The 26,375-nt window shown below is 69.7% G+C and carries 25 protein-coding genes; 21 read left to right on the top strand and 4 right to left on the bottom strand.

The genetic code is table 11. The features are described from left to right. The first annotated feature begins 26 nt into the window (after window positions 1–26). The 9 genes from ABT313_RS05190 to ABT313_RS05150 are packed head-to-tail and all read left to right on the top strand — an operon-like array spanning window position 27 to window position 11,636. Window positions 27–1,394 (top strand): MFS transporter, encoded by a 1,368-nt coding sequence (locus ABT313_RS05190; protein ID WP_350848851.1) that lies wholly within the window; start codon window positions 27–29, stop codon window positions 1,392–1,394. Next, window positions 1,391–3,493, top strand: a complete 2,103-nt coding sequence (locus ABT313_RS05185) for a molybdopterin oxidoreductase family protein (RefSeq protein ID WP_350848850.1) — start codon at window positions 1,391–1,393, stop codon at window positions 3,491–3,493. The genes ABT313_RS05190 and ABT313_RS05185 overlap by 4 nt, the downstream gene beginning before the upstream one ends. Then, window positions 3,490–7,386: a nitrite reductase large subunit NirB gene (gene nirB, locus ABT313_RS05180; protein WP_350848848.1), complete on the top strand. Its 3,897-nt coding sequence runs from the start codon at window positions 3,490–3,492 to the stop codon at window positions 7,384–7,386. The genes ABT313_RS05185 and nirB overlap by 4 nt, the downstream gene beginning before the upstream one ends. Next, a complete protein-coding gene (gene nirD / locus ABT313_RS05175) occupies window positions 7,383–7,703 on the top strand; it encodes a nitrite reductase small subunit NirD (protein WP_350848846.1) in 321 nt (106 codons plus the stop codon). The genes nirB and nirD overlap by 4 nt, the downstream gene beginning before the upstream one ends. Then, window positions 7,693–8,820 (top strand): uroporphyrinogen-III synthase, encoded by a 1,128-nt coding sequence (locus ABT313_RS05170; RefSeq protein ID WP_350848844.1) that lies wholly within the window; start codon window positions 7,693–7,695, stop codon window positions 8,818–8,820. Before nirD ends, ABT313_RS05170 begins: the two co-directional genes overlap by 11 nt. After that, on the top strand, window positions 8,817–9,593 hold the full coding sequence (locus ABT313_RS05165; RefSeq protein ID WP_350848842.1) for a sirohydrochlorin chelatase: 777 nt from the start codon (window positions 8,817–8,819) through the stop codon (window positions 9,591–9,593). Before ABT313_RS05170 ends, ABT313_RS05165 begins: the two co-directional genes overlap by 4 nt. A gap of 23 nt (window positions 9,594–9,616) precedes the next feature. Continuing rightward, on the top strand, window positions 9,617–9,847 hold the full coding sequence (locus ABT313_RS05160; protein ID WP_350848840.1) for a hypothetical protein: 231 nt from the start codon (window positions 9,617–9,619) through the stop codon (window positions 9,845–9,847). Window positions 9,848–9,885: 38 nt separating this feature from the next. Next, window positions 9,886–10,512, top strand: a complete 627-nt coding sequence (locus tag ABT313_RS05155; RefSeq protein ID WP_350848838.1) for a DUF6891 domain-containing protein — start codon at window positions 9,886–9,888, stop codon at window positions 10,510–10,512. 11 nt (window positions 10,513–10,523) lie between these two features. Next, window positions 10,524–11,636, top strand: coding sequence for a hypothetical protein (locus tag ABT313_RS05150; RefSeq protein WP_350848837.1), 1,113 nt, complete (start codon window positions 10,524–10,526; stop codon window positions 11,634–11,636). Here ABT313_RS05150 and ABT313_RS05145 read toward each other — a convergent pair. Beyond that, a complete protein-coding gene (locus tag ABT313_RS05145; protein WP_350848835.1) occupies window positions 11,633–12,031 on the bottom strand; it encodes a MerR family transcriptional regulator in 399 nt (132 codons plus the stop codon). The two genes, ABT313_RS05150 and ABT313_RS05145, sit on opposite strands and share 4 nt — an antisense overlap. 67 nt (window positions 12,032–12,098) lie before the next feature. Here ABT313_RS05145 and ABT313_RS05140 point away from each other — a divergent pair, with 67 nt between their 5' ends. The 4 genes from ABT313_RS05140 to ABT313_RS05125 are packed head-to-tail and all read left to right on the top strand — an operon-like array spanning window position 12,099 to window position 16,276. Next, complete coding sequence (locus ABT313_RS05140) at window positions 12,099–13,262, top strand: acyl-CoA dehydrogenase family protein (protein WP_350848833.1); 1,164 nt, start codon at window positions 12,099–12,101, stop codon at window positions 13,260–13,262. A 7-nt stretch (window positions 13,263–13,269) separates the two neighbouring features. Then, the gene (locus ABT313_RS05135; protein WP_350848831.1) at window positions 13,270–14,799 is read left to right on the top strand and encodes an acyl-CoA carboxylase subunit beta; all 1,530 of its coding nucleotides are present in this window, start codon (window positions 13,270–13,272) and stop codon (window positions 14,797–14,799) included. A 9-nt stretch (window positions 14,800–14,808) separates the two neighbouring features. Further along, a complete protein-coding gene (locus ABT313_RS05130) occupies window positions 14,809–15,576 on the top strand; it encodes an HpcH/HpaI aldolase family protein (RefSeq protein ID WP_350848829.1) in 768 nt (255 codons plus the stop codon). A 4-nt stretch (window positions 15,577–15,580) separates the two neighbouring features. After that, window positions 15,581–16,276, top strand: coding sequence for a maleylpyruvate isomerase N-terminal domain-containing protein (locus tag ABT313_RS05125; protein ID WP_350848827.1), 696 nt, complete (start codon window positions 15,581–15,583; stop codon window positions 16,274–16,276). On the opposite strand, the gene ABT313_RS05120 is transcribed toward ABT313_RS05125, so the two are convergent. Continuing rightward, window positions 16,273–17,346, bottom strand: a complete 1,074-nt coding sequence (locus ABT313_RS05120; protein WP_350848825.1) for a CobW family GTP-binding protein — start codon at window positions 17,344–17,346, stop codon at window positions 16,273–16,275. The genes ABT313_RS05125 and ABT313_RS05120 overlap by 4 nt on opposite strands. A 64-nt stretch (window positions 17,347–17,410) precedes the next feature. Here ABT313_RS05120 and ABT313_RS05115 point away from each other — a divergent pair, with 64 nt between their 5' ends. From ABT313_RS05115 to ABT313_RS05090, 6 genes are read left to right on the top strand one after another with little or no spacing between them, the layout of a single operon-like run. Beyond that, window positions 17,411–18,622, top strand: a complete 1,212-nt coding sequence (locus tag ABT313_RS05115) for a GNAT family N-acetyltransferase (RefSeq protein WP_350848823.1) — start codon at window positions 17,411–17,413, stop codon at window positions 18,620–18,622. A gap of 17 nt (window positions 18,623–18,639) precedes the next feature. Further along, window positions 18,640–19,362 carry a DUF4129 domain-containing protein gene (locus ABT313_RS05110; RefSeq protein ID WP_350848821.1) on the top strand — a complete coding sequence of 241 codons (723 nt, stop codon included), beginning with the start codon at window positions 18,640–18,642 and terminating at the stop codon, window positions 19,360–19,362. Further along, window positions 19,359–19,946: a hypothetical protein gene (locus tag ABT313_RS05105; RefSeq protein WP_350848819.1), complete on the top strand. Its 588-nt coding sequence runs from the start codon at window positions 19,359–19,361 to the stop codon at window positions 19,944–19,946. Before ABT313_RS05110 ends, ABT313_RS05105 begins: the two co-directional genes overlap by 4 nt. 9 nt (window positions 19,947–19,955) lie before the next feature. Beyond that, window positions 19,956–20,933, top strand: coding sequence for an AAA family ATPase (locus ABT313_RS05100; RefSeq protein ID WP_350848817.1), 978 nt, complete (start codon window positions 19,956–19,958; stop codon window positions 20,931–20,933). Then, on the top strand, window positions 20,930–22,231 hold the full coding sequence (locus ABT313_RS05095; protein WP_350848815.1) for a DUF58 domain-containing protein: 1,302 nt from the start codon (window positions 20,930–20,932) through the stop codon (window positions 22,229–22,231). The genes ABT313_RS05100 and ABT313_RS05095 overlap by 4 nt, the downstream gene beginning before the upstream one ends. Then, a complete protein-coding gene (locus ABT313_RS05090; protein WP_350848813.1) occupies window positions 22,228–22,776 on the top strand; it encodes a hypothetical protein in 549 nt (182 codons plus the stop codon). Before ABT313_RS05095 ends, ABT313_RS05090 begins: the two co-directional genes overlap by 4 nt. On the opposite strand, the gene ABT313_RS05085 is transcribed toward ABT313_RS05090, so the two are convergent. Continuing rightward, entirely contained in the window at window positions 22,773–23,312 is a 540-nt protein-coding gene (locus ABT313_RS05085) for a TetR/AcrR family transcriptional regulator (RefSeq protein WP_350848811.1), read from the bottom strand. The two genes, ABT313_RS05090 and ABT313_RS05085, sit on opposite strands and share 4 nt — an antisense overlap. A 94-nt stretch (window positions 23,313–23,406) precedes the next feature. Here ABT313_RS05085 and ABT313_RS05080 point away from each other — a divergent pair, with 94 nt between their 5' ends. Together ABT313_RS05080 and ABT313_RS05075 are read left to right on the top strand one after the other, a co-directional pair. Next, window positions 23,407–24,807, top strand: coding sequence for a DHA2 family efflux MFS transporter permease subunit (locus ABT313_RS05080; protein ID WP_350848810.1), 1,401 nt, complete (start codon window positions 23,407–23,409; stop codon window positions 24,805–24,807). A gap of 2 nt (window positions 24,808–24,809) precedes the next feature. Then, window positions 24,810–25,145 (top strand): MmcQ/YjbR family DNA-binding protein, encoded by a 336-nt coding sequence (locus tag ABT313_RS05075; RefSeq protein ID WP_137252890.1) that lies wholly within the window; start codon window positions 24,810–24,812, stop codon window positions 25,143–25,145. Here ABT313_RS05075 and ABT313_RS05070 read toward each other — a convergent pair. Then, complete coding sequence (locus ABT313_RS05070) at window positions 25,125–26,324, bottom strand: neutral zinc metallopeptidase (protein WP_350848808.1); 1,200 nt, start codon at window positions 26,322–26,324, stop codon at window positions 25,125–25,127. The genes ABT313_RS05075 and ABT313_RS05070 overlap by 21 nt on opposite strands. Between the last annotated feature and the right edge of the window lie 51 nt (window positions 26,325–26,375).

The following is a 26,375-nucleotide window of genomic DNA, read 5'->3' as shown; positions in this document are numbered from 1 at the left end:
TGAGGTCGGATGATCGGAGACTTGCGATGACGCTCGAGGCAGGACCGCAGACCGTCACCACCACAGACGCCCGTGGCGCGGTGGGGACCGTCGAGGCGCCGCGGCGCGGACGCTGGATCGACGTCTGGGATCCCGAGGACGCCACGTTCTGGGCCGGGAAGGGCCGGGCGATCGCGCGGCGGAACCTGTGGCCCTCGATCTTCGCCGAGTTCCTCGGCTTCTCCGTCTGGCAGCTGTGGAGCATCGTCGTCGTGTCGATGCCCAAGGCCGGTTTCGGCTACGACACCAACCAGCTGTTCTGGCTGGTCGCGCTGCCGAGTCTGGTCGGCGCGACGCTGCGGTTGCCGTACACGTTCGCCGTACCGCGGTTCGGCGGGCGGAACTGGACGGTTTTCTCGGCGCTGCTGCTGCTGATCCCGACCGTCGGGCTGTCGTACTTCATGACGCGGCCGGACACGCCGTTCTGGCTGATGGCGCTGGTCGCGGCGACCGCGGGCGTCGGCGGCGGCAACTTCGCCAGCAGCATGACCAACATCTCGTTCTTCTACCCGGAGAAGGAGAAGGGTTTCGCGCTCGGCATCAACGCAGCCGGCGGCAACCTCGGCGTCGCCGTCGTCCAGCTCCTGGTGCCGATCGTGATCGTCGCCGGGGCGGGCCTGTCGCTGAACCGGGCCGGGCTGATGTGGCTGCCGCTGATTGTGCTGGCCGCGTTCTGGGCGTGGAAGGTGATGGCCAACCTCTCGGTGGCGAACTCCTCGTTCCGTACGTCGATCGCCGCGGCGAAGCGCCCCCACACCTGGGTGATCTCGTTCCTGTACATCGGTACGTTCGGGTCGTTCATCGGCTTCGGCGCGGCGTTCCCGCTGCTGATCAAGACGACGTTCCCGGACATCACGCCGGCGCACTACGCGTTCCTCGGCGCGTTGGTCGGGTCCATCGCGCGACCGTTCGGCGGCAAGCTGGCCGACCGGGTCGGCGGTGCCTGGATCACGGTCTGTTCGTTCGTGGTGATGGGCCTGGGCATCCTGGCCGCGATCGTGTCGGTGAAGTCCGGCAGCTTCGCGGCGTTCCTGCTCAGCTTCCTCGTCCTGTTCGTCGCCAGCGGCGCGGCCAACGGGTCGACGTACCGGATGATCCCGGCGGTGTTCCGGCTGACGACGCCGGACGACCCGGGCCGGGCGCGGCGCGAGGCGGCGGCCTGCATCGGGATCGCGTCGGCGGTCGGTGCGTACGGCGGATTCCTGGTGCCGCGCGGGTTCGCGATGTCGACGAGCCACTTCGGGTCGCTGATCCCCGCGCTGTACGTGTTCTGCGGGTTCTACGTGCTCTGCCTGGCGGTGACGTACTTCTGCTACCTCCGCAAGGGCGGCCCCCTCAGCCAGGAGCGCGTGTGAGCTCTGTCCTTACCCACTGTCCGTACTGCGCTCTGCAGTGCGCCACCACGCTGCACCCGGTCGCACGACCGGGTGCCGTGGAGGTGCGCCCCGCCGGCGGAGGCGGGTTGTGCCGCAAGGGCTGGACGGCTCCCGACGTACTCACGGTGCCGGATCGGCTCACGACGCCGCTGATCCGCAATGCCGCGGGCGAACTGGTGGAGACGAGCTGGGACACCGCGCTGGACTTCGTTGCCGCGCGTATCCGGTCGGTGCAGGAGGCGCACGGCCGGGACGCGGTGGCGGTGTTCGGCGGCGGCGGGCTGACGAACGAGAAGGCGTACGCGCTCGGGAAGTTCGCCCGGGTGGCGTTGAAGACGGCGAACGTGGACTACAACGGCCGGTTCTGCATGTCGTCGGCGGCAGCCGCGACGAACCGGGCGTTCGGGATCGATCGGGGACTGCCGTTCCCGCTGGCGGATCTGGGCGGCGCCGGCGGGATTCTGCTGGTCGGCAGCAACATCGCGGAGACGATGCCGCCGGCGATCGCGCATCTGCAAGGCGTGCGGGACTCGGGTGGACTTCTGGTCGTCGACCCGCGTCACTCGGCCACTGCCGGACTCACTGCAGACGGTGGCGGCGTCCACCTGCAGGCCACGCCGGGCACGGACCTCGCCCTGGTGCTTGCCCTGACTCACGTGGTCCTGCAGGAGGGCCTTGCGGACACGGATTACCTGGCCGAGCGCGTGGATGATCCGGACTTGCTGATTCGCTCCACGGCTTCCTGGTGGCCGGAGCGGGCTGAGCGGGTGACCGGTGTTCCTGCTGCGACGATCCGCCGGGCCGCGCGGGTGCTGGCTTCTGCTGCTCCGGTGCATGGTGGCGCCGGGGCGTACATCCTCACCGGGCGTGGGGCTGAGCAGCACAGCAAGGGCACCGACACGGTGACTGCTTGTATCAACCTCGCGCTGGCGCTCGGGCTGCCCGGGCGACTGGGAAGCGGCTACGGCTGCATCACGGGACAGGGGAACGGCCAGGGCGGTCGGGAGCACGGGCAGAAGGCGGATCAGCTGCCTGGCTATCGCAGTATTTCCGACCCGGCGGCGCGCGCGCATCTGATGCGGGTCTGGGGTGTCGACGATCTGCCCGGCCCCGGCAAGAGCGCGGTTGAGCTGATCAACTCGCTCGGGCAAGCGGACGGACCCAAGGCGCTCATGGTGCACGGAAGCAATCTGCTGGTGTCGGCGCCGAACCTCGCCTCGGTCCGCGAGCGGCTCGCTTCGCTGGAGTTGCTGGTGGTTGCGGACGTGGTGCCGTCCGAGACGGCGCTGCTAGCGGATGTCGTGTTTCCCGTGACGCAGTGGGCCGAAGAGGACGGGACGATGACGTCGCTCGAGGGACGGGTACTGCGGCGACGTACCGCCGTACCGCCTCCTGGCGAGGTGCGGAGCGACCTTGCTGTGTTTGCCGGTCTGGCCGAAAGGCTCGGTAGTAAAGGGTTTTCGACCGATCCGGCTGAGGTCTTCGAGGAGCTTCGGCGGGCGAGCGCCGGCGGGCGGGCCGACTATTCGGGGATCACGTGGGACCGGTTGGACAACGGCGAGGCGTTGTTCTGGCCGGTACCGCACGAAGGACATCCGGGTACGCCGCGACTCTTCGCGGACGGGTTCCCGACGCCCGACGGACGCGCGCACGTGGTGGCCGTCGACCATCGACCGGTGGCGGACGACCTCAACGCAGAGTCGCCGCTGTACCTGGTGACTGGGCGCCTGCTGCAGCATTACCAAAGCGGTGCACAGACGCGGCGGGTACCGGAGTTGGCTGAGGCGGAGCCGGAGGTGTTCGCGGAGATTCATCCGCGGGTGGCCGCGCAGCTGGGGATCGGTGACGGGCGGCCGGTGCGGTTGCGTACGACGCGTGGGTCGATGGTGCTACCTGCGCGCGTGACCACCGACGTACGGCCGGACACGGTGTTCGTGCCGTTCCACTTCGGTGGGGCCGAGGCCGTCAACGAGCTGACCAACGATGTGCTCGATCCGGTATCGGGGATGCCCGAGTTCAAGGCGTGTGCCGTCGAAGTCACCGCCGCCGTTCTACCGGCGACGGGAGTCTCGGCATGAAGGTGGTGATCATCGGCGGCGGGATGGCCGGCCGGCGGCTGGCGGAGCTGTTGCCGTCGTACGACGTGACTGTGCTCGGCGACGAGCCGTCGTACAACCGCAACAGGCTGACCGAGTACGTCGCCGGCCGCGCCGAGCCGTTGATGGGTGGCGAACCGGTGGCCACCGCTGTGGCGGTGGACCGGGATCGCCAGGTGGTGACTGATGCCGCGGGGCGCGAGTGGGGCTATGACCGGCTGGTGTTCGCGACCGGAGCCGAACCGGTGCTGCCCGAGGCGGTCGCGGGTGTTCATCGCCTTCGTTCGGTTGTTGATGCCCGAGCGGTGGTGGAAGCGGCGGGTTCGGCGCGGCGGGCGGTCGTGCTGGGTGGCGGCGTGCTCGGCGTCGAGACTGCTTGTGCGCTGCGCGGGCGCGGGGTCGCGGTGACACTGGTGCACGACGGGGAAACGCTTCTGGACAAGACGATCCGGGCGTCCGCCGGCCGGCAGGTCACGCGGGCGGTGCGGGCGTTGGGTGTCGAAGTACTGCTCAACGCGACTGTCGACGGCACGGACGTGCGGGACGGGCGTTTCCGGGTGCTGAACCTGCGCAACGGGCGGCAGGTGTACGGCGAGCTGCTGGTCGTGGCATGCGGCGTACGCCCCCGAACCGAGCTGGCCGCGGGCCTGACAGTCCGCACCGGCATCGTCGTCGACCACACCCTCACCAGCCCCGACGACCCAACCATCCACGCAATCGGCGACTGCGCCGAAGTCGACGGCCGTCTTACCGGAACCGTCGCCTCGGCATGGTCCCACGCCGAGCTCCTGGCTGGTCACCTCCGCGCTCAGCACATGCAGACGCCGGGTGTGGTTCCGCCTGAGGTCCTTCGGCTGACAGCCGGTGGGCTGGATGTGCTTGTGCTGGGCGACATGCACGAGGTAGGCGAGGTCGTCCGGCTGGAGGATGGCTCGCGGTACGTGCGGGCCGTCCTGCGGGACGGTGTGGTCCGGTCAGCCGTGGTGGTGGGGGCGCCGGAGGTGGCGGCGGAGCTCGTGCTGCTGGCGGACCGGGGGACGCCGGTTGATGCGGATGGGTTGCTCACGGCGCCCGCCGTACCGGCCAGGAAGATGCCGACCGTGTGTCGGTGCAACGGGGTTACGAGGGCTGCCATCGAGGCGGCCTGGCGTGGGGGTGCCGACAGTGTCGACGGCATCGCCGCCACGACGCGGGCGACGACCGGGTGCGGCAGTTGCACCGGCGCCGTCGGCGAACTGCTCGACCGCTTCCGGCGCGGCGAGACCGAACCAGTCCCGAGCAGGAGGGCGACGATGGCAGAGCTGAAGAAGGCCAAACACGTTGTGGTGGTCGGCGGTGGCATGGTCGCCCACCGGTTGGTCGAGGCGCTGCGGCAACGCGACACCGGCATCACCTATCGCGTCACGGTGTTCGCCGAGGAGCCGCGGCTCCCGTACGACCGGGTCGCGCTGACCAGCTACTTCTCCGGCCGCGACCCGCAGGACCTCTCCCTCGGCGACCCCGACCTGTGGGACGACCCGGCCGTGAACCTGCGCAAGGGCGTCCGGATCTCCTCGATCGACACGACGGCGAAGACCGTGACGACCGCGCGCGGCGAGCAGGTCGGGTACGACGAGCTCGTCCTGGCGACCGGTTCGGCGGCGTTCATCCCGCCCGTGAAGAACAACGACGCGCAGGGCTGCTTCGTCTACCGGACCATCGACGACGTCGCCGCGCTGCGCGTGTACGTCGAACGGCTGAAGTCCGAAGGCAAGCAGGTCAACGGTGTCGTCGTCGGTGGCGGTCTGCTCGGCCTGGAGGCTGCGGGCGCGTTGCGGGCGCTGGATGCGGCGACGAAGGTCGTCGAGTTCGCGCCGCGACTGATGCCGTTGCAGGTCGACGAGGGCGGCGGTTCGGCGCTGTCCCGGTTGATCGAGGGGCTGGATGTCGAAGTTCTGACCGCGACGCAGTGCCAGCGTGTGAAGCTCACTTCGCAAGGCGCGGCGCGGGCGATGGCCGTTGCCGATGGCCCCGATCTGCCGGCCGACGTGGTGGTGTTCGCGACCGGTGTCCGCCCGCGCGACGAGCTCGGCCGCGAGGCCGGCCTGGAGATCGGCGAGCGCGGCGGCGTCGTCGTGGACGAGGCCTGCCGTACGTCGGTGCCCGGCGTATGGGCGATCGGCGAAGTCGCTTGTATCGAAGGCCGCGTGTGGGGATTGATTGCCCCCGGCTACACGATGGCCGAGATAGTTGCCGACCGCCTACTAGGTGGTGAGGCAACGTTCCCCGGCGCCGACACGTCGACCAAGCTGAAGCTGCTCGGCGTCGACGTCGCGAGCTTCGGCGATGCGTTCGGCGCCACCGAAGGCGCGCTCGACATCGTGTACGCCGACCCGGTGGCCGGCGTCTACAAGAAGCTCGTGCTGTCCGACGACGCCCGTACGCTGCTCGGCGGCATCCTGGTCGGCGACGCATCGGCGTACTCCGGGTTGCGCCCGATGGTCGGCCGCGAACTCGGTGCGGACCCGGCCGCGTTCCTGCTGCCGGAAGGCGCCGCGCCGGTGCAGCTCGAGCTGCCGGACGAGGCGCCGGTGTGCTCGTGCAACAACGTATCGGCGGGGACGATCCGCTGCGCCGTACGCGACGAGGGCTGCGGCGACATCAAGTCGGTCTGCGGTCGGACGAAGGCAGGGACGTCGTGCGGTTCCTGCCTGCCGATCGTGAAGAACCTGCTCAACAGCGAGCTCGCGAAGGCCGGTGTCGAGGTCAGCAAGGCGCTGTGCGAACATTTCGCGCTGAGTCGGGCCGAGCTGTTCGACGTCGTCCGGATCACCGAGCTGCGGACGTTCAGCGAGATCGTCGAGCGGCACGGGACCGGGCGCGGCTGCGACATCTGCAAGCCCGTGGTGGCGTCGATCCTGGCCAGCCTGGACCCCGCCGGGCACGTCCTCGAGGGCGAGCGCGCGACGCTGCAGGACACCAACGACCACGTGATGGCCAACATGCAGAAGGACGGCACGTACTCCGTCGTACCGCGGATCCCCGGCGGTGAGATCACGCCGGAGGGGCTGATCACGATCGGCGAGGTGGCGCGCGACTTCGGGCTGTACACGAAGATCACGGGCGGGCAGCGGGTCGACCTGTTCGGTGCCCGGATCGAGCAGCTGCCGGCGATCTGGAAGCGGCTGGTTGATGCCGGGTTCGAGTCCGGGCATGCGTACGGGAAGGCGCTGCGGACGGTGAAGTCGTGCGTCGGGTCGACCTGGTGCAGGTACGGCGTACAGGACTCGGTCGGGATGGCGATCGCGCTGGAGTTGCGGTACCGCGGGCTGCGGTCGCCGCACAAGCTCAAGCTCGGCGTGTCCGGGTGTGCCCGCGAGTGCGCCGAGGCCCGGGGCAAGGACGTCGGCGTGATCGCGACCGAGAAGGGCTGGAACCTGTACGTCGGCGGCAACGGCGGGATGACGCCGCGGCATGCGGAGCTGCTCGCGTCCGATCTCACCGACGAGGAGCTGTTCCGGGCGATCGACCGCTTCCTCATGTACTACGTCCGTACCGGCGACCGGCTACAGCGGACGGCGGTGTGGATGCGCGAGCTCGAGGGCGGCCTCGACCACGTGCGCGACGTCGTACTGAACGACAGTCTCGGGATCGCGGCCGACCTGGACGCCGCGATGGCCATGCATGTCGACTCGTACGTCGACGAGTGGCAGGCGACGCTGAACGACCCGCAGAAGCTGGCCCGGTTCGTGTCGTTCGTGAACGCGCCGGACCAGCCCGACGCCGACCTGCGCTACGTGGTCGAGCGCAGCCAGCCGCGCCCGGCCAGCCCGGCCGAACGCGGGCAGCTGGAGCCGGTCCTGCTGGCCGGCCCCCGATTGGAGGTACGCCGATGATGGTCTGCTCGTTCGACGCACTGCTCCCCGAGCGTGGTGTCGCCGCTCTGCTCGGGGACGTGCAGGTCGCGTTGTTCCGCACCCACGATGGCGAGGTGTTTGCCCTCGGCAACCAGGATCCGTTCAGCGGGGCGAACGTGATGTCGCGCGGGATCGTCGGCAGCCGCGGCGACGTACCGACGGTCGCGTCGCCGATGTTCAAGCAGGTGTTCTCGCTGCGCACGGGCGAGTGCCTGGACGACCCGGAGGTCTCGCTGCCGGTGTATCCGGTCGAGGTCGTCGACGGTCAGGTCGTGGTGGGTTCCGGTGGCGACTAGGCCGGGGCCGCTCAGCGGCTGCACGATCGCGATCACCGCGCATCGGCGGGCGGAGGACCTGATCGCGTCGTTCGAGCGGCGCGGCGCGAAGGTGCTGCACGCGCCGACGCTGCAGATCGTGCCGGTCGCTGACGACCATGCGCTGATCGAGGCGACCCGGCGGGTGATCGCGAACCCGCCGGACGACGTCGTGGTCACGACCGCGGTCGGCTTCCGGGGCTGGGTCGAGGCGGCCGACACCGCGGGGCTGGCGGCTGATCTGCTGGGCACGCTGGAGCAGTCGAGGATCCTCGCCCGCGGCCCGAAGGCGCGTGGCGCGATCCGGGCCGCGGGTTTGGTCGAGCACTGGTCGGCGCGGTCGGAGACGACGGCCGAGGTGGTCGAGTGGTTGCGTATGCAGGGCGTGCACGGGCGGAAGATCGTCGTACAGCTGCACGGTTTGTCGGACCCGTCGTTGCAGGACGCGTTGCGTACGGCGGGGGCGTCGGTGCGCGGGCTGGAGGTGTATCGCTGGGGGCCGGCGCCCGATCCGGTTGTCGTCGAGCGGATGATCTCGCAGATCTGTGCGGGGACCGTGGACGCCGTCGTACACACGTCGGCGCCGGGTGCGCAGGCGATGCTTGATGCTGCGGCGTTGAACGGGCAGTACGACGCGTTGGTGTCGGCGCTGCGGACGGGACGTGTGCTGAACGCCTGTGTGGGGCCGGTGACGGCGGGGCCGTTTGTGGCGTTGGGGCTGGAGCCGCTGGTGCCGGATCGGTTCCGGTTGGGCGCGTTGATCCGGATCGTCACCGATCGGCTGACCGACGACAACGCTCGCTCGATCGAGACGGAGTTCGGGTTGCTGGTGATTCGCGGTGGGGCGGCGGTGCTGAACGGCGTCGTACTCCCGCTCGGGCCTGGGCCGCGGGCGGTGCTGGCCGCGCTTGTCGCGGCCGGTGGGGACGTGGTCTCTCGACCTGAGCTGCTGGCGGTTCTGCCGGGCGCGGAGGATGTGCACGCCGTCGAGGTGACGGTCAATCGTCTGCGCACGGCTGTCGGCCGTCCTGAGCTGGTTCGCACCGTCGTCCGTCGCGGCTACCGGCTGGCCGTCGAACCGGCCGGGGTGCCTTCGTGACGGACCTCGTCGCGGTGGCCCACGGCACTGCCGATCCGCGCGGGATCCGGGTCGTGCACGACCTTGTGCGCGAGATGGCGCGCCAGGCTCCCGGGGTAGCGATCTCGCTCGGCTTCGTGGATCTCAACCTTCCGGCGCTGCCCGAGCTGATGCGCCGAGTGGTTGCCGACAGCAACGAGGCCGTCGTGGTGCCGTTGTTGCTCAGCTCCGGTTACCACGTGTACGTCGACGTCGCGGCCGAGGTGGATCGCTACCCTGGGCAGGTCCATGCGGCCGCTGCGCTCGGACCGGATCCCGTCCTCGCCGACATCCTGGCCGATCGCCTGGGCGACCTGTCCCGCGTCGACCACGTCGTACTGGCCGCCGCCGGCTCGTCAGACCCGCGGGCCCTGCTCGACTGCTCGGAGACCGCCAGGATGCTGTCCCGCCGCATCGATCGCCCGGTGCAGGTCGGCTATCTCTCAGGCGTCGGCGAACGCCTCCCGGCCGTCCTGGCCCGCACGCCGGGCCGAGTCGCCGTCGCGACGTACCTCCTGGCCCCGGGCTTCTTCGAAAAGCTGATCCACCGCCACGCCCGCGGCCACCTGATCAGCCCACCCCTGGGCGCCGACCCCCGCCTGGCCGCCCTCGCCCTCCGTCGGTTCACCTGCATTTCGACAGGACGTGTCGACCCGCGAAGCACCCGGCAAACGATTGTCCCCGGCGTGTCGGGGTCGCTCAGCCGGACACCTCCTGTCGTTCCGCACATAAGTCGAGCCTCCTTGCCTGCGTGACGCGGCAGGCGCATGGTGGAGGGGTGAGCGCGAAGAAATGGGCCGACCTGAGCCCGCGGCAGCAGCGACTGGTCATGATCGGCGCGATCATCGAGGGCCTCATGAAGGCCATCGCCCTGGCCGATCTCGCCCGGCGCCCCGCCGCCCAGGTCCGTGGCCCCAAACCCCTGTGGGCGCTGACCCTCACCCTGTTCAACTCCCTCGGCACCGCCCCCCTTGCCTACTGGTTCTACGGCCGCCGCAAGCCCAACTAGACCGCGTTTGTGGACGCGTCGGCGCTTAGGCTGCCGACGTGGGGATCTATGACGAACTGCTAAGAGTGGCTGACGACCCTGAGGAGTTGGAGGGGGTTCGCGGTCAGATCCGGGCCTGGATCTTGCCTGGCTTCATGGACCGGGCTGAGGTGGTCCAGGCAGCGACGGAGTACTTGGAAGGCGAGGAGTTGCTGACGGCTTCGCAGATCGAGCAAGTCGTCGGCGAGCTGTGGCATACGCGTCTCGCCGAGCAGGAGCTTTGGCCGGCCCGGACCGACGCCGACAACGTGGAGGCGGCCTTCGCCGAGCTGGACGCCGCTGGTGTCGTCGCCCGGATGAACTTCACCTGCTGCCAGACCTGTGGCTCCGCCGAGATCTTCGACGAGCGCCCTGACGACCGTCCGTCCACCGGGTATGTCTTCTTCCACTCCCAGGACGCCGAACGCCTCGCGGACGACTCGGCAGACCTGTTTCTCGCGTACGGCGCGTTCGACGTCCCGGAAGCCGAGTGGCCCGACCGGGTGACTGCTGTCGGCCACCGAGTAGCTGCCGTACTGCGTGCGCACGCCCTCCCGGTGACGTGGAACGGTTCCTCGAACGAGCGCATCCAGGTCGGCCCTCTGACCTGGCAGCGCCGGTTGCCGACAACACCACGAGGCAACTGACCTTGGGGCACGTGTTGCGTACGTGGGCTACACGACTCGACGAGTCGTGGGCGGAGATTGCTGAGATCTCAGGTGATGCACGGACGTTCGACCGGTTGCGGATCAACCGGATCGCTGATGGGTGGGACAACGGCGTCTATCCATTCGTGTATGCCGCGTGTGCCCGTCGGCCGGGGGTGCGTGAGGCCTTCGCGCGTGACGGCTTGGCGTACTACGACTGGCGGGCGAGCGAATCTGAGCAGCAGCGGTTGACGCCGGAGGTGGGTGCGGAGTTGGCCGGGCGATTCGACCTGCGCGGCGCGGAAGTTTCCGAGCTGACGATCGAGCGGTCCCGGGGTCGGCTCGAGTGCCGGATGTCGGTTGTCGTCGAGCGGACCGAGGTGTCGTACGCGCTGCCGGACATCTACTTGTACTGCTCGGGGGTGGAGGCTCTGCAGTTCGATGCCGCGGACCGGCGCGGGATCGCGATCTCCTGGCGTGACGGAGTGCCGCTGTTGTCCATCGGCTCCGACGGATCTGTCAGGGCGCGGGAGGTCGCACTGTCGGTCCAGCGCAAAGACTGGACCTGGTCTGCGAGTGAGCTGCCTCCGGACCCGAGAGGGTCCAAGAGGGTCGGGCGTTCGCTTTCGGGGGCGGCGTTGGAGGCGGCGAGTCTGTTGCGTGCTGCGACGCTTCTGACTCGGTCGGTTTGGGCGTTGGGTATGACGCACGTGGTTCCGGTGCGCGCCTTCGGGCGGATGTTTGCCGGTGCGGGTACGGCGATCCTCGCGGCCGGATCCGCGGTACGTCGGGAGGCCGCGTTCCGGCGGCTGATCGAGCGGTGGCGTACGGCGGGTGGGCCGGAGTTGGCGCCCTGGTTTGCCGCGCCGATGGGGTATCTCCCGCCCGAACCTCCCGAGCTGCCGGCCGGGCATGCGGACGGATCCGAGCTCCTGCTCGCCGGTTTCCGGGTGAGTGCGGACGATCGGCGTACGGCGACTCTCCTGTACGCCGAACCGGGGAGTCCGTGGCTGCTCCGGCGGGTAGCTGGCGAGGATCCAGCCCGGTTCACCGTCGACGGGGCGGCGTTCGGATGCCGGCGCGCTGATGCCGAGCGGAACGGGCTCGTGCGCCTGGAACCCTAAGCCTGGGTCGGCCTGTTGCGGAGGGTGGTGAGGTCGGTGCGGCAGCGGGCCTCTACTTCGGAGAGGTCGGCGAGGGTTTCTTCGATGTCGCGGCGGCGTTGTTCGAGTTCGGCTCGGCGGTGGGTGATCTGGTCCAGGAGGTAGACGAGCTGGCCCTCCTCGCCGGGCTCGGCGTCGTACATGTCGACGATCTTGGCGATCTCGTCGAGGGAGAAGCCGAGGCGTTTGCCGCGGAGGATGAGGCCCAGGCGGACCTTGTCGCGGGGGTGGTAGACGCGGGCGGTGCCGCGGCGTTCGGGGGTGAGCAGGCCGCGGTCCTCGTAGAAGCGGATCGTTCGGAGCGTGACGTCGTACTCGGTGGCGAGCTCGGCGATCGACCAGGTCTCAGCGGACACCTGGCTATTGTGCATGCAGCCAGCGTGCTTTACGTTTACGTAAGCGTCAAGCACGAAGGGGTGCCGCATGTTCGAGCTGTCCGAGGAACACCGGGAGTTCCGCCAGAGCGTCCGCGACTTCGCCGAGGCGGAGATCGCGCCGCATGCGGCCGAGTGGGATCGCAAGCACTACTTCCCGGTGGAGGTCGTGCAGAAGGTGGGGCGGCTCGGCCTGTTCGGGCTGACCGCGCCGGAGGAGTACGGCGGCGCCGGCGGCGACTTCACCAGCCTCTGCGTGGCGATCGAGGAGATTTCCCGGGTCGACCAGTCGATGGGCATCACGCTGGAGGCGGCGGTCGGGCTCGGCATCAACCCGATCCTGACCTACGGCACCGACGAGCAGAAGGCGACCTGGCTGCCCGACCTGGTGGCCGGGCAGAAGCTGGCCGGGTTCGGCCTGACCGAACCCGAGTCGGGTTCGGACGCCGGCGCGACCAGGACCCGCGCGGTGCTCGACGGCGGCGAGTGGGTGATCGACGGCTCGAAACAGTTCATCACCAACTCCGGCTCGAGCATCACGAGCTGCGTGACGGTGACCGCGCGGACCGGTGAGCGCGCGGACGGCAAGCCCGAGATCTCCACGATCATCGTCCCGGCCGGTACGCCGGGCTTCGTGGCGGAGGCGGCGTACGACAAGCTCGGCTGGCATGCGAGCGACACGCATCCGCTGTCGCTGAGCGGCGTCCGCGTCCCGGAGGCCAACCTGCTCGGTCGGCGCGGGAAGGGGTTCGCCCAGTTCCTCGCGACGCTCGACGACGGGCGGGTCGCGATCGCGGCGGTCGCGCTCGGCTGCATCCGCGCGTGCCTGGAGCTGTCGGTGCAGTACGCCGGTGAGCGGCAGACGTTCGGTGGACCGATCGGCCGCAAGCAGGGTGTCGCATTTCAGATCGCCGACCTGAAGGTGATGGCCGACGCGGCCGAGCTGCTGGTGTACCGGGCTGCGGCGCTCAAGGACGCTCAAGCATCGGTGCAGGAGTTCAAGCAGGCGGCGTCGGTCGCCAAGTTGTATGCGACTGAGGCCGCGGTGAGTGCTACCAGGATCGCCACCCAGGTCTTCGGCGGCTACGGCTTCATGGAGGAGTACCCGGTCACCCGCTTCTACCGCGACGCCAAGATCCTCGAGATCGGCGAGGGTACGTCGGAGGTCCAGCGGATGCTCATCGCCCGAAGCCTCGGGCTACCGGTGGAATGATGCCTGCATGACCCACGATCACTGGACTGAGGTCAAGGTCGCCCGCGAAGCGACGCTGGCGCCGCCGGACAAGGCCAAAGCCAAGCTCGACAGCCAGAACAAGCTGTATGTCCGCGACCGGATCGCGCTGCTCGTCGACGAGGGCTCCTTCGTCGAGGAAGCCCAGTTGGCCAACGCCCTGAACCCCGGTCTGCCCGCCGACGGCGTGGTCACCGGCCGGGCGCTGGTCGACGGCCGACCGGCGCTGATCGTCGCGAACGACCCGACCGTCAAGGCCGGGTCTTGGGGTGCGCGGACGGTCGAGAAGATCGTCCGGATCACGGAGGTCGCGCTCCGCGACGAGCTGCCGATCTTCTGGCTGATCGACTCCGCCGGCGCTCGCATCACCGACCAGGTCCAGCTGTTCCCGGGCCGTCGCGGCGCCGGCCGGATCTTCCACAACCAGGTCGCGCTGTCCGGCAAGGTCCCGCAGATCTGCTGCCTGTTCGGTCCGTCCGCGGCCGGCGGCGCGTACATCCCGGCGTTCTGCGACATCGTGATCATGGTCGACGGCAACGCCTCGATGTACCTGGGCTCGCCCCGGATGGCCGAGATGGTCGTCGGCGAGAAGGTCACGCTGGAGGAGATGGGCGGCGCCCGGATGCACACCAGCGTCTCGGGCTGCGGCGACCTGCTCGCGTCCGACGACACCGAGGCGATCGAGCTCGCCAAGCAGTACTTCTCCTACCTGCCCGGTTCGTGGCGTTCGCGGCCGCCGTCGTACGACGCCTCGGAGGCCGGCCGCGACTTCACCCGTGACCTGGTGCCGGCCGAGGAGAGCGTCGGGTTCGACATCCACGACGTGATCGATGCGGTCGTCGACGCGGACACGTTCTTCGAGATCAAGCCGGCGTACGCGCCGGAGCTCGTGGTCGGGTTCGGCCTGCTGGCCGGGCAGGTGGTCGGGATCGTGGCGAACCAGCCGGCCGTGAAGGGCGGGGTGCTGTTCGTCGACTCCGCGGACAAGGCGGCCCGGTTCATCTGGCTGTGCGACGCGTTCAACGTGCCGCTCGTCTATCTGTGCGACGTGCCCGGCTTCATGATCGGCAGCGAGGTCGAGCGGGCCGGGATCATCCGGCACGGCGCGAAGATGATCACCGCGGTGTCCGAGGCGACCGTGCCGACGGTGTCGGTGATCGTCCGCAAGGCGTACGGCGCCGGCCTGTACGCGATGTGCGGCCCCGGCTTCTCGCCCGACGCGTGCGTCGCGTTGCCGACCGCGAAGATCGCCGTGATGGGTCCGGAGGCGGCGATCAACGCCGTGTACTACAACAAGATCCAGGAGATCGCCGACGAGGGCGAGCGGGTCGAGTACGTCGCCAAGCTCCGCGAGGAGTACGAGACCGATATCGACATCCTGCGCCTGGCGGCGGATCTGGTCATCGACGCGATCGTCGAGCCGGAGGACCTGCGCAACGACCTGATCGCGCGCCTCGCGGCAGCGCAGTCCAAGGACCGAACCTTCTCGCATCGTCGGCACGGAGTCCCGCCCGTCTAATGTGGGGTTGTGACTTTCGCTGAGCAGATCAGGGGCAGGGAGAAGCTCGTCGGGTACTGGGTGACGCTGGACGCGCCGCCCGCGACCGAGCGGATCGCGCGGTTGGGGTACGACTACGTGGTGCTGGACGCGCAGCACGGGCTGATCGGGTACCAGGGGCTGGTGACCGGGCTGCTCGCGATCGACGCCGGGAGCGCGCTGAGCGACCGCGAGGCCGCCGGGCTGGTGCGGGTCGAGGCGAACAACCCGACGCCGATCGGGCGGGCGCTGGACGCCGGCGCGACCGGGGTGATCGTGCCGCTGATCGACACCGCCGAGGACGTCGCGGCCGCCGTCCGGGCTGCGAAGTACCCGCCGCTCGGCGTGCGCTCGTTCGGGCCGTTGCGGGCCTCGCTGCGGATCGACGCGGAGCCGGCCAAGGCCAACGCCGCCACCGTCGTGCTGGCGATGATCGAGACGCCGCTCGGACTGAAGAACGTCGCGGAGATCTGCGCGACGCCGGGCCTGGACGGGCTGTACGTCGGCCCGTCGGATCTCAGTCTCGCGCTCGGCGCGCGGTACCCGGGCGACCCGGAGGTGGACGGGCCGTTCGAGGAGGCGCTCGAGCTGATCGCCCGTACCGCTGCCGATGCGGGCATCGCGTGCGGCATCCACACCTTCGACGGTGAGAACGCGCAGCGGCGGCTGGCGCAGGGGTACACGTTCGCGACGGTCTCGTCGGATCTGAGCCACCTCGAGGCGATCGCCGCCGCACACCTCGACACCGCGCGTTCCTGACACCATGAAGGCACCCGAGCGCGGCGCGTTGCCGCTGGGACTGGCGGCGACGCTGGGACGCACGTACGGGCGATTGACCGAGACGGTGCAAGGACTGACCGATGCCGATTTCCAGCGCGAGACCCGTTGCCCCGGAATGCCTGTCGGCCCGCTGCTCGTCCACCTGCTGTACGACGCCCAGCGCGCGCTGATCGCGTTCGCCAGCCCGGCCGTGGTCGAGCCCGACCGGGACTTCGTCAGCTACTGGACGGACTTCCCGCCGCAGCCGGACGGCGACACCAGCTTCGTCCAGGGCGTCGCGGCGTCGTACCGCAAGCCCGGTCAGCTCGTGCAGCACTGGCGTGAGGTCTCGGAGGCCGCCGTACGGGCGTCCGCGCTCGGGCTGGCCACGAAGGGCCGGCGGATCGAGACCCAGGGGCACGTCCTGCGGGCGGTCGACTTCGTCGCGACATTGGTGCTCGAGGCAACGGTTCACCACCTCGACCTGACCGTCGGGCTGCCGGACGCGCCCGAGCCGGATCCGGAAGGACTGCAGGTGACCGCGCGGACACTCGACGGCTTGTTCGGCCCGGATGCGTGGGACGTGATCGGCTGGGACACCACGACGTACGTGCTGAAGGCAACCGGTCGGCTGCCGCTCGACGACGATGACCTGGAGATGCTCGGCCCGCACGCGAGCCGACTGCCGCTGCTCGGCTAGAACACCCCGGCGAACGGATCCTCCAGCTCCTGCCAGTCGAGGCTGGCCAGCTCGGACTCGGTGAGCAGGCAGGCGTCGAGGATCGCCTGCAACCGCGCCGGATCGAGGCCCATGCCGGTCGCAACCACCGTGCACTCCGCGAGGTGCTCGGTCTCGGACCACTCGCCGAGCATCCCGAGCGAGGCGCTGTACCCGGCGGATTCCCAGCGGACGCGCTGTGTTGGCCGGTTCGCCAGCCAGACCACACCGCGGCTGCGGACGACGCCGTCGACGATGTCCTCGAGCGCGTCGTTCAGCCGGGCCGGGTGCAGCGGGCGGGTCGACGTCCACAGCACGGTCGTCACCCCATCGCCGCTCGGCTGCAGTCGATCCGACGACGCGAGCTCGCCGGCCCACGCCTCGGCCGCATCGAAGTCGAAGCGCCCCGTCCGTGCGACAGGTCCGGTCGGTACGCCGGCCAGGTCCGCGGTGACGACCGCCGTCCGCGGGTTCAGGTGCTCGAGCAAATGGACCAGCCGCTCCGGTGTCGCGCTGCGGTGTGCGTTGGCGAGCGCGCACACGTCGGCGTACTCGATCTGGCGGGCCGTCAGCTCCGCGACGTTGCGCCGGTCGGGGAGGCCGAGGGCAAGACCGCGCTCAGCGAGCAGCTCGTCACCGGACAGTTGCTCGACGAGCAGTACGGCGTCGACGACGCAGGTGACTGTGTCCACGGCGATCTCCGGCACGGCCGACAGCAGCGTGGCGACGAGCGGACGCGCCTCCATCGCCGGCGGCGCCGCGAGCACGATGTGGTCCCAGTTCGCCCGCGCTACCAGTGCCTCCAGCAACGGCACCAGCGACTCGATCAGCTGGCAGGCGCCGCAGTCGTCGCCGATCGTGAACTCGCCGGCGTCGATCGGCCCGGACGCGTCCTGCACGCGCCACGACAGCGCGCCGCGGCCGGGCAACTCGTCCTGATCCACGACCACGACCACTGTGGTGGCGTCGGTCATCGCATCGAGGACAGGCTCCCGCAAGGTCGTGGAGAGCCCCACCAACAGGGACAACGGAGTCTTCGCTCGGGCGGTCATGGTCTGAGTATATGAAAACGGTTTTCATCAGTCCAGAGGTCCGATCGTCTGGTAGGCAAGGGACATGGCGATCGAGATCGAGCAGTTCAGCGGTGAATGGGACGAGCTCCTGGAGCTCCTGGACATGGCGTTCTCGTCGCCGTGGACCGACGCGCAGTACGAATCCGAGCGGAAGATCTGGGAGCGCGAACGGTCGACGGTCGCGATCGACGACGGGCAACTGGTCGGGCACACCGGGACGTTCTCGCACCGGATGGCGGTGCCCGGCGGGCAGTTGGGGGTCGCCGGGGTGACGATGGTCGGCGTCCGGGCGACGCATCGGCGGCGAGGGATCCTGCGTGACCTGATGCTGGCCCAGTTGACCGACATTCACGAGGCGGGAACCGAGCCGTTGGCAGCGTTGACCGCGAGCGAGCCGGTCATCTACCCGCGGTTCGGGTACGGGCTCGCGGCCGACCACCAGGAGATCGTCGTACCGAAGGTGTCGCGCACGCTGCGTCCGGTGGCGGGCATCGACGACGTGAAGATCCGGTACGTCGACGCCCGCGAGAGCCTCGCCCGCTGCGGGGAGCTGCGGAACAAGCTGGCGCTGGAGCGGCCGGGGATGTTCCAGCACGACGAGCGCTGGCAGGAGTACACGATCAGCGACAATCTGACGGGCAGCCCGGCCAACGGATCGAAGGTCCGGTGCGTGCTGGCCGAGCGCGACGGCGAGCTCACCGGGTTCGCCCACTACCGGACCAAAAGGGCAGAGAAGGGGTACGTCGATGTGCACCGCGTGCATGCGGTCGACATCGCGTCCCATGCGGCGTTGTGGAGGTACCTGCTCGAGCCGGACCTGCTCAGCGAGACGCGCTGCGAGATGCTCGCCTCGGACGATCCGCTGCTGGACCTCCTGCTCGACCCGCGGGCACCGTCGCCGATCACCCGCGACGGCCTGTGGGTCCGGCCGGTTGATGTCGGTACGGCGCTGGCGGGGCGCACCTATGCGCGCGACATCGACGTCGTCATCGAGGTGGTCGACGACTTCCTGCCGTGGAATGCGGGCCGCTGGCACCTGGACGGCGGGCCGGGAGGTGCCAGCTGCGAGTCGACGTCCCGGGACGCCGACCTGACATTGCACGTGCGTGATCTCGGGGCCGTCTACCTCGGTCGCCCGTCACTGGACCGGCTCGGCCGGGCCGGTCTGGTCGACGAGCACACGGCCGGCGCCCTGTCCACGACTGCGGAAGCGTTTTCCACATCTCGACTTCCCTTCCTCGATACGGGCTTTTGAGGGGGTAACCTGCCCAGATGCAGACGCAGCGGCGGGGCGCACTCGCGGTAGCCGCCGTGGTGCTCGTGGGGGTGGTCGCGGCCGGCTTCGTCGTGCTCGCGTCGGCGAGCGGGCCGGTCCGTCCGGTGAGCGACAGCACGCTGAAGGCCAGCCCGCGGCCGCTGCCGACGTTCACGCCGTCGGACACCGCGGCGCCGCCGCCGTCGGCGACCGCGTCTCCGCGCGACCTCAAGCCGGTGGAGATGCCGGCCTGGTTGAAGGCGCTGTGGCAGGCGGTGATCTATCTCGCGGTCGCGGCGCTGCTGGTCTTCATCGGCCTGGTCATCTATCGGGTCATCAGCAAGGTCCGGCTGCCGCAGGCCGAGCCTGACGACACCGACTGGGAGCGGGTGAAGACCGAGCGTCTGGCCGAGGCCGTCGACGCGGGTCTCGCGCGGATCGACTCCGGCAAGGCGACGGATGCCGTCATCGCGTGCTGGGTTGCGTTGGAGGAAGCCGCCGCGTCGGCCGGAGTACCGCGGGATCCGTCGGAGACGCCGGCCGAGTTCACCGTGCGCGTGCTCGGGATCGGCGGGATCTCCGAAGGACAACTGCTCCGGCTCGGCGCGCTGTACCGCGAAGCGCGGTACTCGACGCACGGTTCGAGCGAGGACGCGCGGGCCGAGGCGCGGGCGGCGTTGCTGCGGTTGCGTGACGAACTTGCCGCGGCTCATCCCGATACGGCGGAGGTCGCCGGATGACGTCGTACCGCTGGTCGCCCTTGGAGGAGAAAGGGCCGCCGCAAGAGGTCAAGAAGAGCCGCTCACTGCGGCTGAACAAGATGCTCCTGCAGCACGTCGGCCTCGCGGTGCTGGCGAGTCTGCTGCTGGTGGCCGTGTTCGGCGCGGCAGGGATGGCGCCGCGGCCGCTGTGGTTCGTCGGCGCCGCGCTGGCAGTCGGGATCGGGTCGCTGGCGATCCGGTTGGTGCTGCCGCAGGTGATCGAGACGAGTTGGCCCGGCCAGCACGACGACAAGCTCGCCGCGCTGCGCACGCGGACCAGCGACAACCGGACCCAGTTCATCGCCACCTGGTTGCAGGAGTCGGGCCGCGAGCGACGTGCCGGCGAAGGCTCCCAGACGTTCGTACGCCGGGTGCGGCCGATGCTGCTCGAGCTGGCCACCGACCGCCTGGTGCACCGGCACGGCGTCGACCCCGAGCTCGAACCGGACCGGGCTCGCGAGATCACCGGCGACCGGCTCTGGCAGCTGATCACCGGTGACGACAAGCGCACCGCGTCGCTCGACGAGATCGAGTACGCGATCCACACCATCGAGAACCTGTGAGGATTACCTGTGACTGATCGCGAGCTGACTCTGGGTGAGGTCTCTGACCTGAGCCGGCAGGTGCTGGAGCGGGTCAGCCAGGCCGTCGTCGGGAAGGCCGAGGCACTCGAGCTGGTGCTGGCGGGCGTCCTGGCCGGCGGGCACGTGCTGCTCGAGGACTACCCGGGTCTCGCGAAGACGCTGGCCGCGCGGTCGTTCGCGCAGGCGCTCGGGCTGGAGTTCCGGCGCGTGCAGTTCACGCCGGACCTGCTGCCGTCGGACGTCACCGGCGGGTTCGTGTACGACCAGAAAGAGTCCGAGTTCGTCTTCCGGCCCGGCCCGATCTTCACCGGCCTGCTGCTGGCCGACGAGATCAACCGGACGCCGCCGAAGACGCAGGCCGCGCTGCTGGAGTCGATGCAGGAGCACCAGGTCACCGTCGAGGGGCAGACGTTCCCGCTGCCGACCCCGTTCCACGTGCTCGCAACGGCGAACCCGGTGGAGTACGAGGGCACCTACCCGTTGCCCGAGGCACAGCTCGACCGCTTCATGCTGCGGATCGGCTTCGGCTACCCGAGCCCCGCGGAGGAGTGGGAGGTACTGCGACGCCGGATGAGCCGTCGTCGTGAGGACCAGACCGTCGAGGCCGTGACCGACGCCGCCGGCCTGCTCGCCGCCCAGCAGGCTGTTGAGCGGGTGACGGTCGACGACACCGTCGGCCAGTACTGCGTCGACCTCGCGGCCGCGACCCGTCGGGACTCGCAGGTGCTCGTGGGTGCGTCGCCGCGTGGTTCGCTGGCGCTGCTGCTGACCGCGCGGGCTTACGCGGTGATCAAGGGCCGCGACTACGTCGTACCGGAGGATGTGAAGGCGGTGGCCGTGGCTGCGCTGGCACACCGGATCACGGTGCGGCCGGAGCTGTGGCTGCACGAGGTGACCGGGGCGACCGTCGTGCGGACCGTGCTCGGCTCGGTCGCGGCGCCGCCGACCGTGGTCGCTGCTACATGAGGTGGCGTCCGACCCACGCGCAGATCCGGGCGATCTGCGTCGCCGCGGTGCTGCTCGCGGTCGCCGTACTGCTTCGGCGGCCGGATGCCGCCGTGTTCGGGTTGCCGTTGGCGTTCCTGGCGGCGTGGGGACGGTTCTTCCGGCCCCGGGAGCAGCCGGAGGTGCACACCGAGCTCGACGCGGACGTGCTGTTCGAGGGGCAGGCGACGACGTACCGGCTGCGGGTGCCGGACGGGGTCGATCCGGACATCGACCTGATCGTGGCGGCGTTGCCGCGGACCTCCTGGTTCCAGTACGACCCACCGCAGGCGGCGATCGCGGAGCCGGTGTCGAACGGCGAGGTGACACTGGAGGTCGGCGTACGGTCGAAGCGGTGGGGACTGCGGTCGTTGGAGCGGCCAACGGTCACCGCGACCTCGTCGGTCGGGGCGTACCGGATCCAGGTGACGTCGGTGGCGTCGCAGGCGGTGACGACGCTGCCGCTGCGGGAGGGATTCGAGGCGGTCGACGCCGTACCGCGGCCGGCCGGGCTGGTCGGGTTGCACCGGTCGCGGCGGCCGGGTGAGGGGACGGAGCTGGCCGGTGTCCGGCCGTTCCGGACCGGTGACCGGTTGCGGCGGATCAACTGGGCCGTGTCGGCGCGGACGCAGGAGTTGCACGTCACGTCGACGTGGTCGGACCGCGACACCGAGGTCGTGATCATGGTCGACACCGGCGGCGAGATCGGCATCAGCGAAGGGATCGAGGGGCGGTCGTCGAGCCTGGACACCGCCGTACGGGCTGCCGCAGCGGTCGCTGAGCACTACCTGCGCAACGGCGACCGGGTGCGGCTGATCGACACCGGCAGCCTGTTCCGCGGTGTGCGGTCGGGGAGCGGGCGCGCGCATCTGCGGCGGATCCTGGACACGCTCGTCCATGCGGATCGGCGCGGCCGGCAGCAGGACGAGGAGCAGCTGGCCCGGCGCAACCGAGTCCGGTCGGACAGCCTGGTGCTCGTGCTCAGTCCACTGCTGCGTCCGGTGATGCTCGGCTACATCGTCACGCTCGTCCACTCCGGCTGCACGGTGATCGCGATCGACACCTTGCCGCCGGACGTCGAGTCGATCATCGACGTCGACGCCCACGACAAGCGGTCGTGGCCGTTGGCCTGGCGCGTGCGGCTGCTCGAGCGTCGCCGCGACCTCGACCGGCTCAGCGACCTCGGCGTACCGACGGTTCCGTGGCGCGGCTCCGGGACGCTGGACGAGGTACTGCGAGACGCCGCGCGCCTGTCCGCCGCACCGAGGATCCGCTCATGAACGCTTCGGAGAAGATCACACTCTGGCTGGCGCAGCTGCGCGCGTCCGGCCGGGCTGTTGTGTATGCCCGGCTGGTGATCGCGGTCGCGGGTGCTGCGGCGCTCGTCGTACCGTCGGTTCAGTCGTGGGACCAGCTGGACCTGATCCCGCTGGTCGGCGTACCGATGCTGTTGGCAACTATCGTGCTGCCGGATTCGCTGGCGGGTGTGGTGTTCCTGCTGGTTGTGGCGCTCGGGTGGTTGATGCGGGCGCCGGCCGAGATCAGCTGGAGCCTGGTGCTGACCGCGCTGGCGCTCGTGGCGGTGCATCTCGCGACCGCGTTCGCTGCTCAGCTGCCGTCGTACGCCCGGGTCCATCCGGCCGCGCTGCGGCGCTGGTGGTTGCCTACAGCAATCGCCTTGTCGCTGGTGCCGGTGGTGGCCCTGGCTGCCGCGCTGGTGCAGGGCGCGGACGTACCTGGGTCGCTGGTAGTAACGGTCGCCGCGATGGGCCTCGGAACAGCAACCATCTGGTTCGCCGCCGGACAGAAACTCGACCGGGGTTAGTTTCCGAGGGTGTCCTCGATCTCCTGGGCCCACTTCGCGGGAATCGCGTTCGGGCCGATGACTTGCATGGCGGACATGACGGTCAGGAGCATGCCGGCGGAGAGGAACTCGCGGGCCTGCTGCGGTGACGCGCCGGTCAGCTCGCGGACGAGCGCGTAGATGCTCCCGAAACGCTGCCGGACGCAGTCGCCGATGGCTGGGTCGCCGCTGGCCGAGAAGCCGTGCAGCAGCACCAGGAGCAGTTCGGGCTCGTCGAGCAGCGCCTTGTAGTTGCGGCCCAGCGCGCTGAGCTCCGGAGACTCGTCGGCCGCCTCGCGGAAGATCTCCTCGATCCGCCGGCACACGCTGTCCACAGCGGCCAGGAACAGTTGCTGCTTGGTCCCGAAGAGCCGGATCACATACGGCTGCGAAACCCCGGCCATCCGCGCGATCTCGTCGGTCTTGGTCCCCTCGTACCCGGACGCGGCGAACGCCTGGACGGCGGCTCGCAGGACCTCCTCGCCACGCTCTTTCGCGGTCAGCCTAACCCTCGTCATCCCAGCTCCTCTCGAACACGCTTGACATGTTATCAGTGGATGCATACTCTCGTCATCAGCGAAGTTATCAGTCAATTACAACTTGGAGCCCGAGATGACCGCTCTCGTCGAGAGGGAAGTGGTGGGGACCCGGAGCCGTGGGCTCGGGGTGGTGCTGGCCGCAGTGGGGATTCCCACCTTCATGGTCACGCTGGACAACCTGGTCGTGACGAACGCGCTGCCGGTGATCAAGACCGAGCTGGGCGCGTCGCTGTCGGACCTGCAGTGGTTCGTGAACGCCTACACGCTGGCCTTCGCCGCGCTGCTGCTGACCGCGGCCGCGATCGGCGACCGGCTCGGCAGGCGGCGGATGTTCCTGGCCGGGATCGCGCTGTTCACGCTCGCCTCGGCGACCTGCGCGCTGGCGACCGAACCGTGGATGCTGGTCGGCGCCCGCGCGATCCAGGGCATCGGGGCAGCGGCCGTGATGCCGCTGTCGCTGACCTTGCTTGCCGGCGCGGTGCCGGAGAAGCAGCGCAGCGCGGCGATCGGCATCTGGGGCGGCATCTCGGGCCTCGGCGTCGCCGTCGGCCCCGTGGTCGGCGGAGCGGTGGTCGACGGCCTCAACTGGCAGTGGATCTTCTGGCTGAACGTGCCGGTCGGCGTGTTCGCAGTAGTGCTCGCCGCTCGGGTGCTGACCGAGTCCAGCGGTACGGCGAAGCGGCTCGACCTGCTCGGGCTGGTGCTGGCGACGGCCGGCGTGCTGTCGATCGTGTGGGGTGTCGTGCACGGAGCCGACGACGGCTGGACGTCAGCCGGCGTACTCGGCTCGCTGATCGCGGGCGTCGTGCTGCTCGCTGCGTTCATCGGCTGGGAGGGGCGGACGTCCGCTCCGATGCTGCCACTGCGGTTGTTCTCGGTCCGCTCGTTCAGCGTGGTGAACCTCGTTTCGTTCACCTTCGCGGTCGGCGTGTTCGGCTCGGTGTTCCTGCTGGCGCAGTTCTTCCAGGTCGTGCAGGGCTACACGCCGTTCCAGTCCGGCGTCCGCACGCTGCCGTGGACCGCGGCGCCGTTGGTGGTCGCACCGATCGCCGGCCTGATCGTGGACCGGGCCGGCCCGCGGGCGCTGATCGTCACCGGGCAGCTGTTCCTGGCCGCCGCGCTCGGGTGGATCGCGCTGATCACGACCGCGACGACGCAGTACGGCGAACTCGTCGTACCGTTCGTCCTGGCCGGGATCGGGATGGGGCTGACCTTCGCGCCGTCGGCGAGCGTCGTGATGAACAGCGCGTCCGACGCGGACCGGGGTGTGGCGTCGGGTACGAACAACACGATCCGCGAGGTCGGGGTCGCGATGGGCGTCGCCGTCCTCGCGTCGGTGTTCGCCTCGGCGGGGTCGTACGAGTCGCCGACCAGCTACGCCGCCGGCCTGGTGCCCGCGGTCTGGACCGGCGCCGCGATCGTCGCGGCGGGTGCGCTGGCCGCGTTCTTGCTGCCGGGTCGCTCTAAAGTGTGATCGTGCTGGACGCAGACGACGTACGACGGATCGCGCTGTCCTTCCCGGAGACGGTAGAGAAGAAGCGCTGGGGACACCCGACGTTCGACGTGGCCGGGCGGATGTTCGTCACGGTGCCGGACGACCAGACGTCGTTCGCGGTCCGGTGTCCCCGGCTGGAACGCGAGGAGTTGATCGCGGCGGAACCCGAGAAGTTCTGGGTGCCGAAGCACGAGGCGGGCTCGAACTGGGTTCGGGCCCGCCTCGCCGCGCTCGAGGACGCCGACGAGTTGCACGACATCCTGCTCGACTCCTGGCAGCAGGTCGCCCCGCCGGGGCTAGCTGACGTATCTGGGTGACACCGCGAACGTGTTGCAGCTGGCCGGGTTGCCGGTCTTGAACGACGTACCCATGAACCGCTGCTGGCTCGCCACGCTGCCGTGGTCGCCCTGTTCCGGCTTGTCGCCGGCGGTCAGGACCCACTTGTTCCAGACGTAGAGCATCTCGCCGCTGATCGGGTAGCTGCGTTTGTTCACCGCGAGGAAGACGCCGGCGAAGCAGTTCGCCTGCAGCTCCATCCGGCGGGTCTGCCGGGTCCGGTCGTCGTAGTTGGTCAGCTCGTACCGGAGGTTGTCCGACGCCTGCAGGATGCCGGTCATGTTCTGTACGCCGTGCCCGTACTCGTGCGCGACCGAACGGGTGTACCACATTCGCGCGTACGCCTTGGACTCCGCGTCGGGGTACTGCGTGTACGCCTGCACGAACACGTCGACCTTCATGTACAGGTTGTTGTTGGCCGAGCAGTAGTACGGCACGCTGACCGGGCCGGTGCCGCACGGGCCGGTCGCGTTCGTCCCCGCCCAGAACGTCATCGTCGGCGGCGTGAACTTGTAGCCGGCCTTCGCCACCAGCGGCGCCCACGACTTGTCCAGGCAGGGCTTGATCGCGGTCCAGTACGCCGCCGCGTTGCGCGCGTTGGTCGGCCGGACGCGCGGCTCCTTACAGCTGACCGTCTTCATCTGGCCGACCTTGTAGATCGCGTTCTTGGCCACGACCGCCGAGTCCGGCACCTTCGGCGCCGTGGTGTTCGTCGTGGTGCTGGTCGGCTGCTCGGTCGGCTGTTCCGTGGGCTCCTCGGTCGGTTCCTCGGTGGGCGACCCGGTCGGCTCGGGGGTGTAGCGGCTCGGACTCACCGGCGGGGTGGTGACGTCGTCGGCGTTCTTCTTGACCACGCCGATGATCCATCCGCCGACGATCGCGACGCCGACGATCGACAGGATCGCGATCAGCGGCGCCTTCGACTTCTTCCGCGGCCGCTGCGGCTGCCAGCCCGAACCAGGACCAGGTGCTCCGAAACTGGGGCCCCAGCCGAACCCGGGGCCTTGCGGCGGCGGCCCGCCGTACTGGCGCGGTGGTTGTGCGTACTGCGGCTGCTGGTACTGCGGTGGCGGGGGCTGCTGGGGGTACTGCTGCTGGTACTGCGGGTTCGGCGGGTACGGCGGATTCTGGCCGGGCGGCCCGTAGGGTGGCTGGCTCAACGCCGTTCCTCTCCTGTGCGTCAGAAAAAGCGACCGCCACAGTATCGTGGA

This window comes from Kribbella sp. NPDC000426, from assembly GCF_040300265.1.
Taxonomy (GTDB): Bacteria; Actinomycetota; Actinomycetes; order Propionibacteriales; family Kribbellaceae; genus Kribbella.
This window is presented reverse-complemented; position numbering and strand designations above follow the sequence as displayed.

What these genes read in the sequence shown, in the direction of transcription:
- ABT313_RS05190 (WP_350848851.1), top strand. Translation starts at nt 27, where the DNA reads ATGACGCTCGAGGCAGGACCGCAGACCGTCACCACCACAGACGCCCGT.
- nirB (WP_350848848.1), top strand. Translation starts at nt 3,490, where the DNA reads ATGAAGGTGGTGATCATCGGCGGCGGGATGGCCGGCCGGCGGCTGGCG.
- nirD (WP_350848846.1), top strand. Translation starts at nt 7,383, where the DNA reads ATGATGGTCTGCTCGTTCGACGCACTGCTCCCCGAGCGTGGTGTCGCC.
- ABT313_RS05140 (WP_350848833.1), top strand. Translation starts at nt 12,099, where the DNA reads ATGTTCGAGCTGTCCGAGGAACACCGGGAGTTCCGCCAGAGCGTCCGC.
- ABT313_RS05135 (WP_350848831.1), top strand. Translation starts at nt 13,270, where the DNA reads ATGACCCACGATCACTGGACTGAGGTCAAGGTCGCCCGCGAAGCGACG.
- ABT313_RS05125 (WP_350848827.1), top strand. Translation starts at nt 15,581, where the DNA reads ATGAAGGCACCCGAGCGCGGCGCGTTGCCGCTGGGACTGGCGGCGACG.
- ABT313_RS05120 (WP_350848825.1), bottom strand. Translation starts at nt 17,346, where the DNA reads ATGACCGCCCGAGCGAAGACTCCGTTGTCCCTGTTGGTGGGGCTCTCC.
- ABT313_RS05115 (WP_350848823.1), top strand. Translation starts at nt 17,411, where the DNA reads ATGGCGATCGAGATCGAGCAGTTCAGCGGTGAATGGGACGAGCTCCTG.
- ABT313_RS05110 (WP_350848821.1), top strand. Translation starts at nt 18,640, where the DNA reads ATGCAGACGCAGCGGCGGGGCGCACTCGCGGTAGCCGCCGTGGTGCTC.
- ABT313_RS05105 (WP_350848819.1), top strand. Translation starts at nt 19,359, where the DNA reads ATGACGTCGTACCGCTGGTCGCCCTTGGAGGAGAAAGGGCCGCCGCAA.
- ABT313_RS05095 (WP_350848815.1), top strand. Translation starts at nt 20,930, where the DNA reads ATGAGGTGGCGTCCGACCCACGCGCAGATCCGGGCGATCTGCGTCGCC.
- ABT313_RS05090 (WP_350848813.1), top strand. Translation starts at nt 22,228, where the DNA reads ATGAACGCTTCGGAGAAGATCACACTCTGGCTGGCGCAGCTGCGCGCG.
- ABT313_RS05085 (WP_350848811.1), bottom strand. Translation starts at nt 23,312, where the DNA reads ATGACGAGGGTTAGGCTGACCGCGAAAGAGCGTGGCGAGGAGGTCCTG.
- ABT313_RS05080 (WP_350848810.1), top strand. Translation starts at nt 23,407, where the DNA reads ATGACCGCTCTCGTCGAGAGGGAAGTGGTGGGGACCCGGAGCCGTGGG.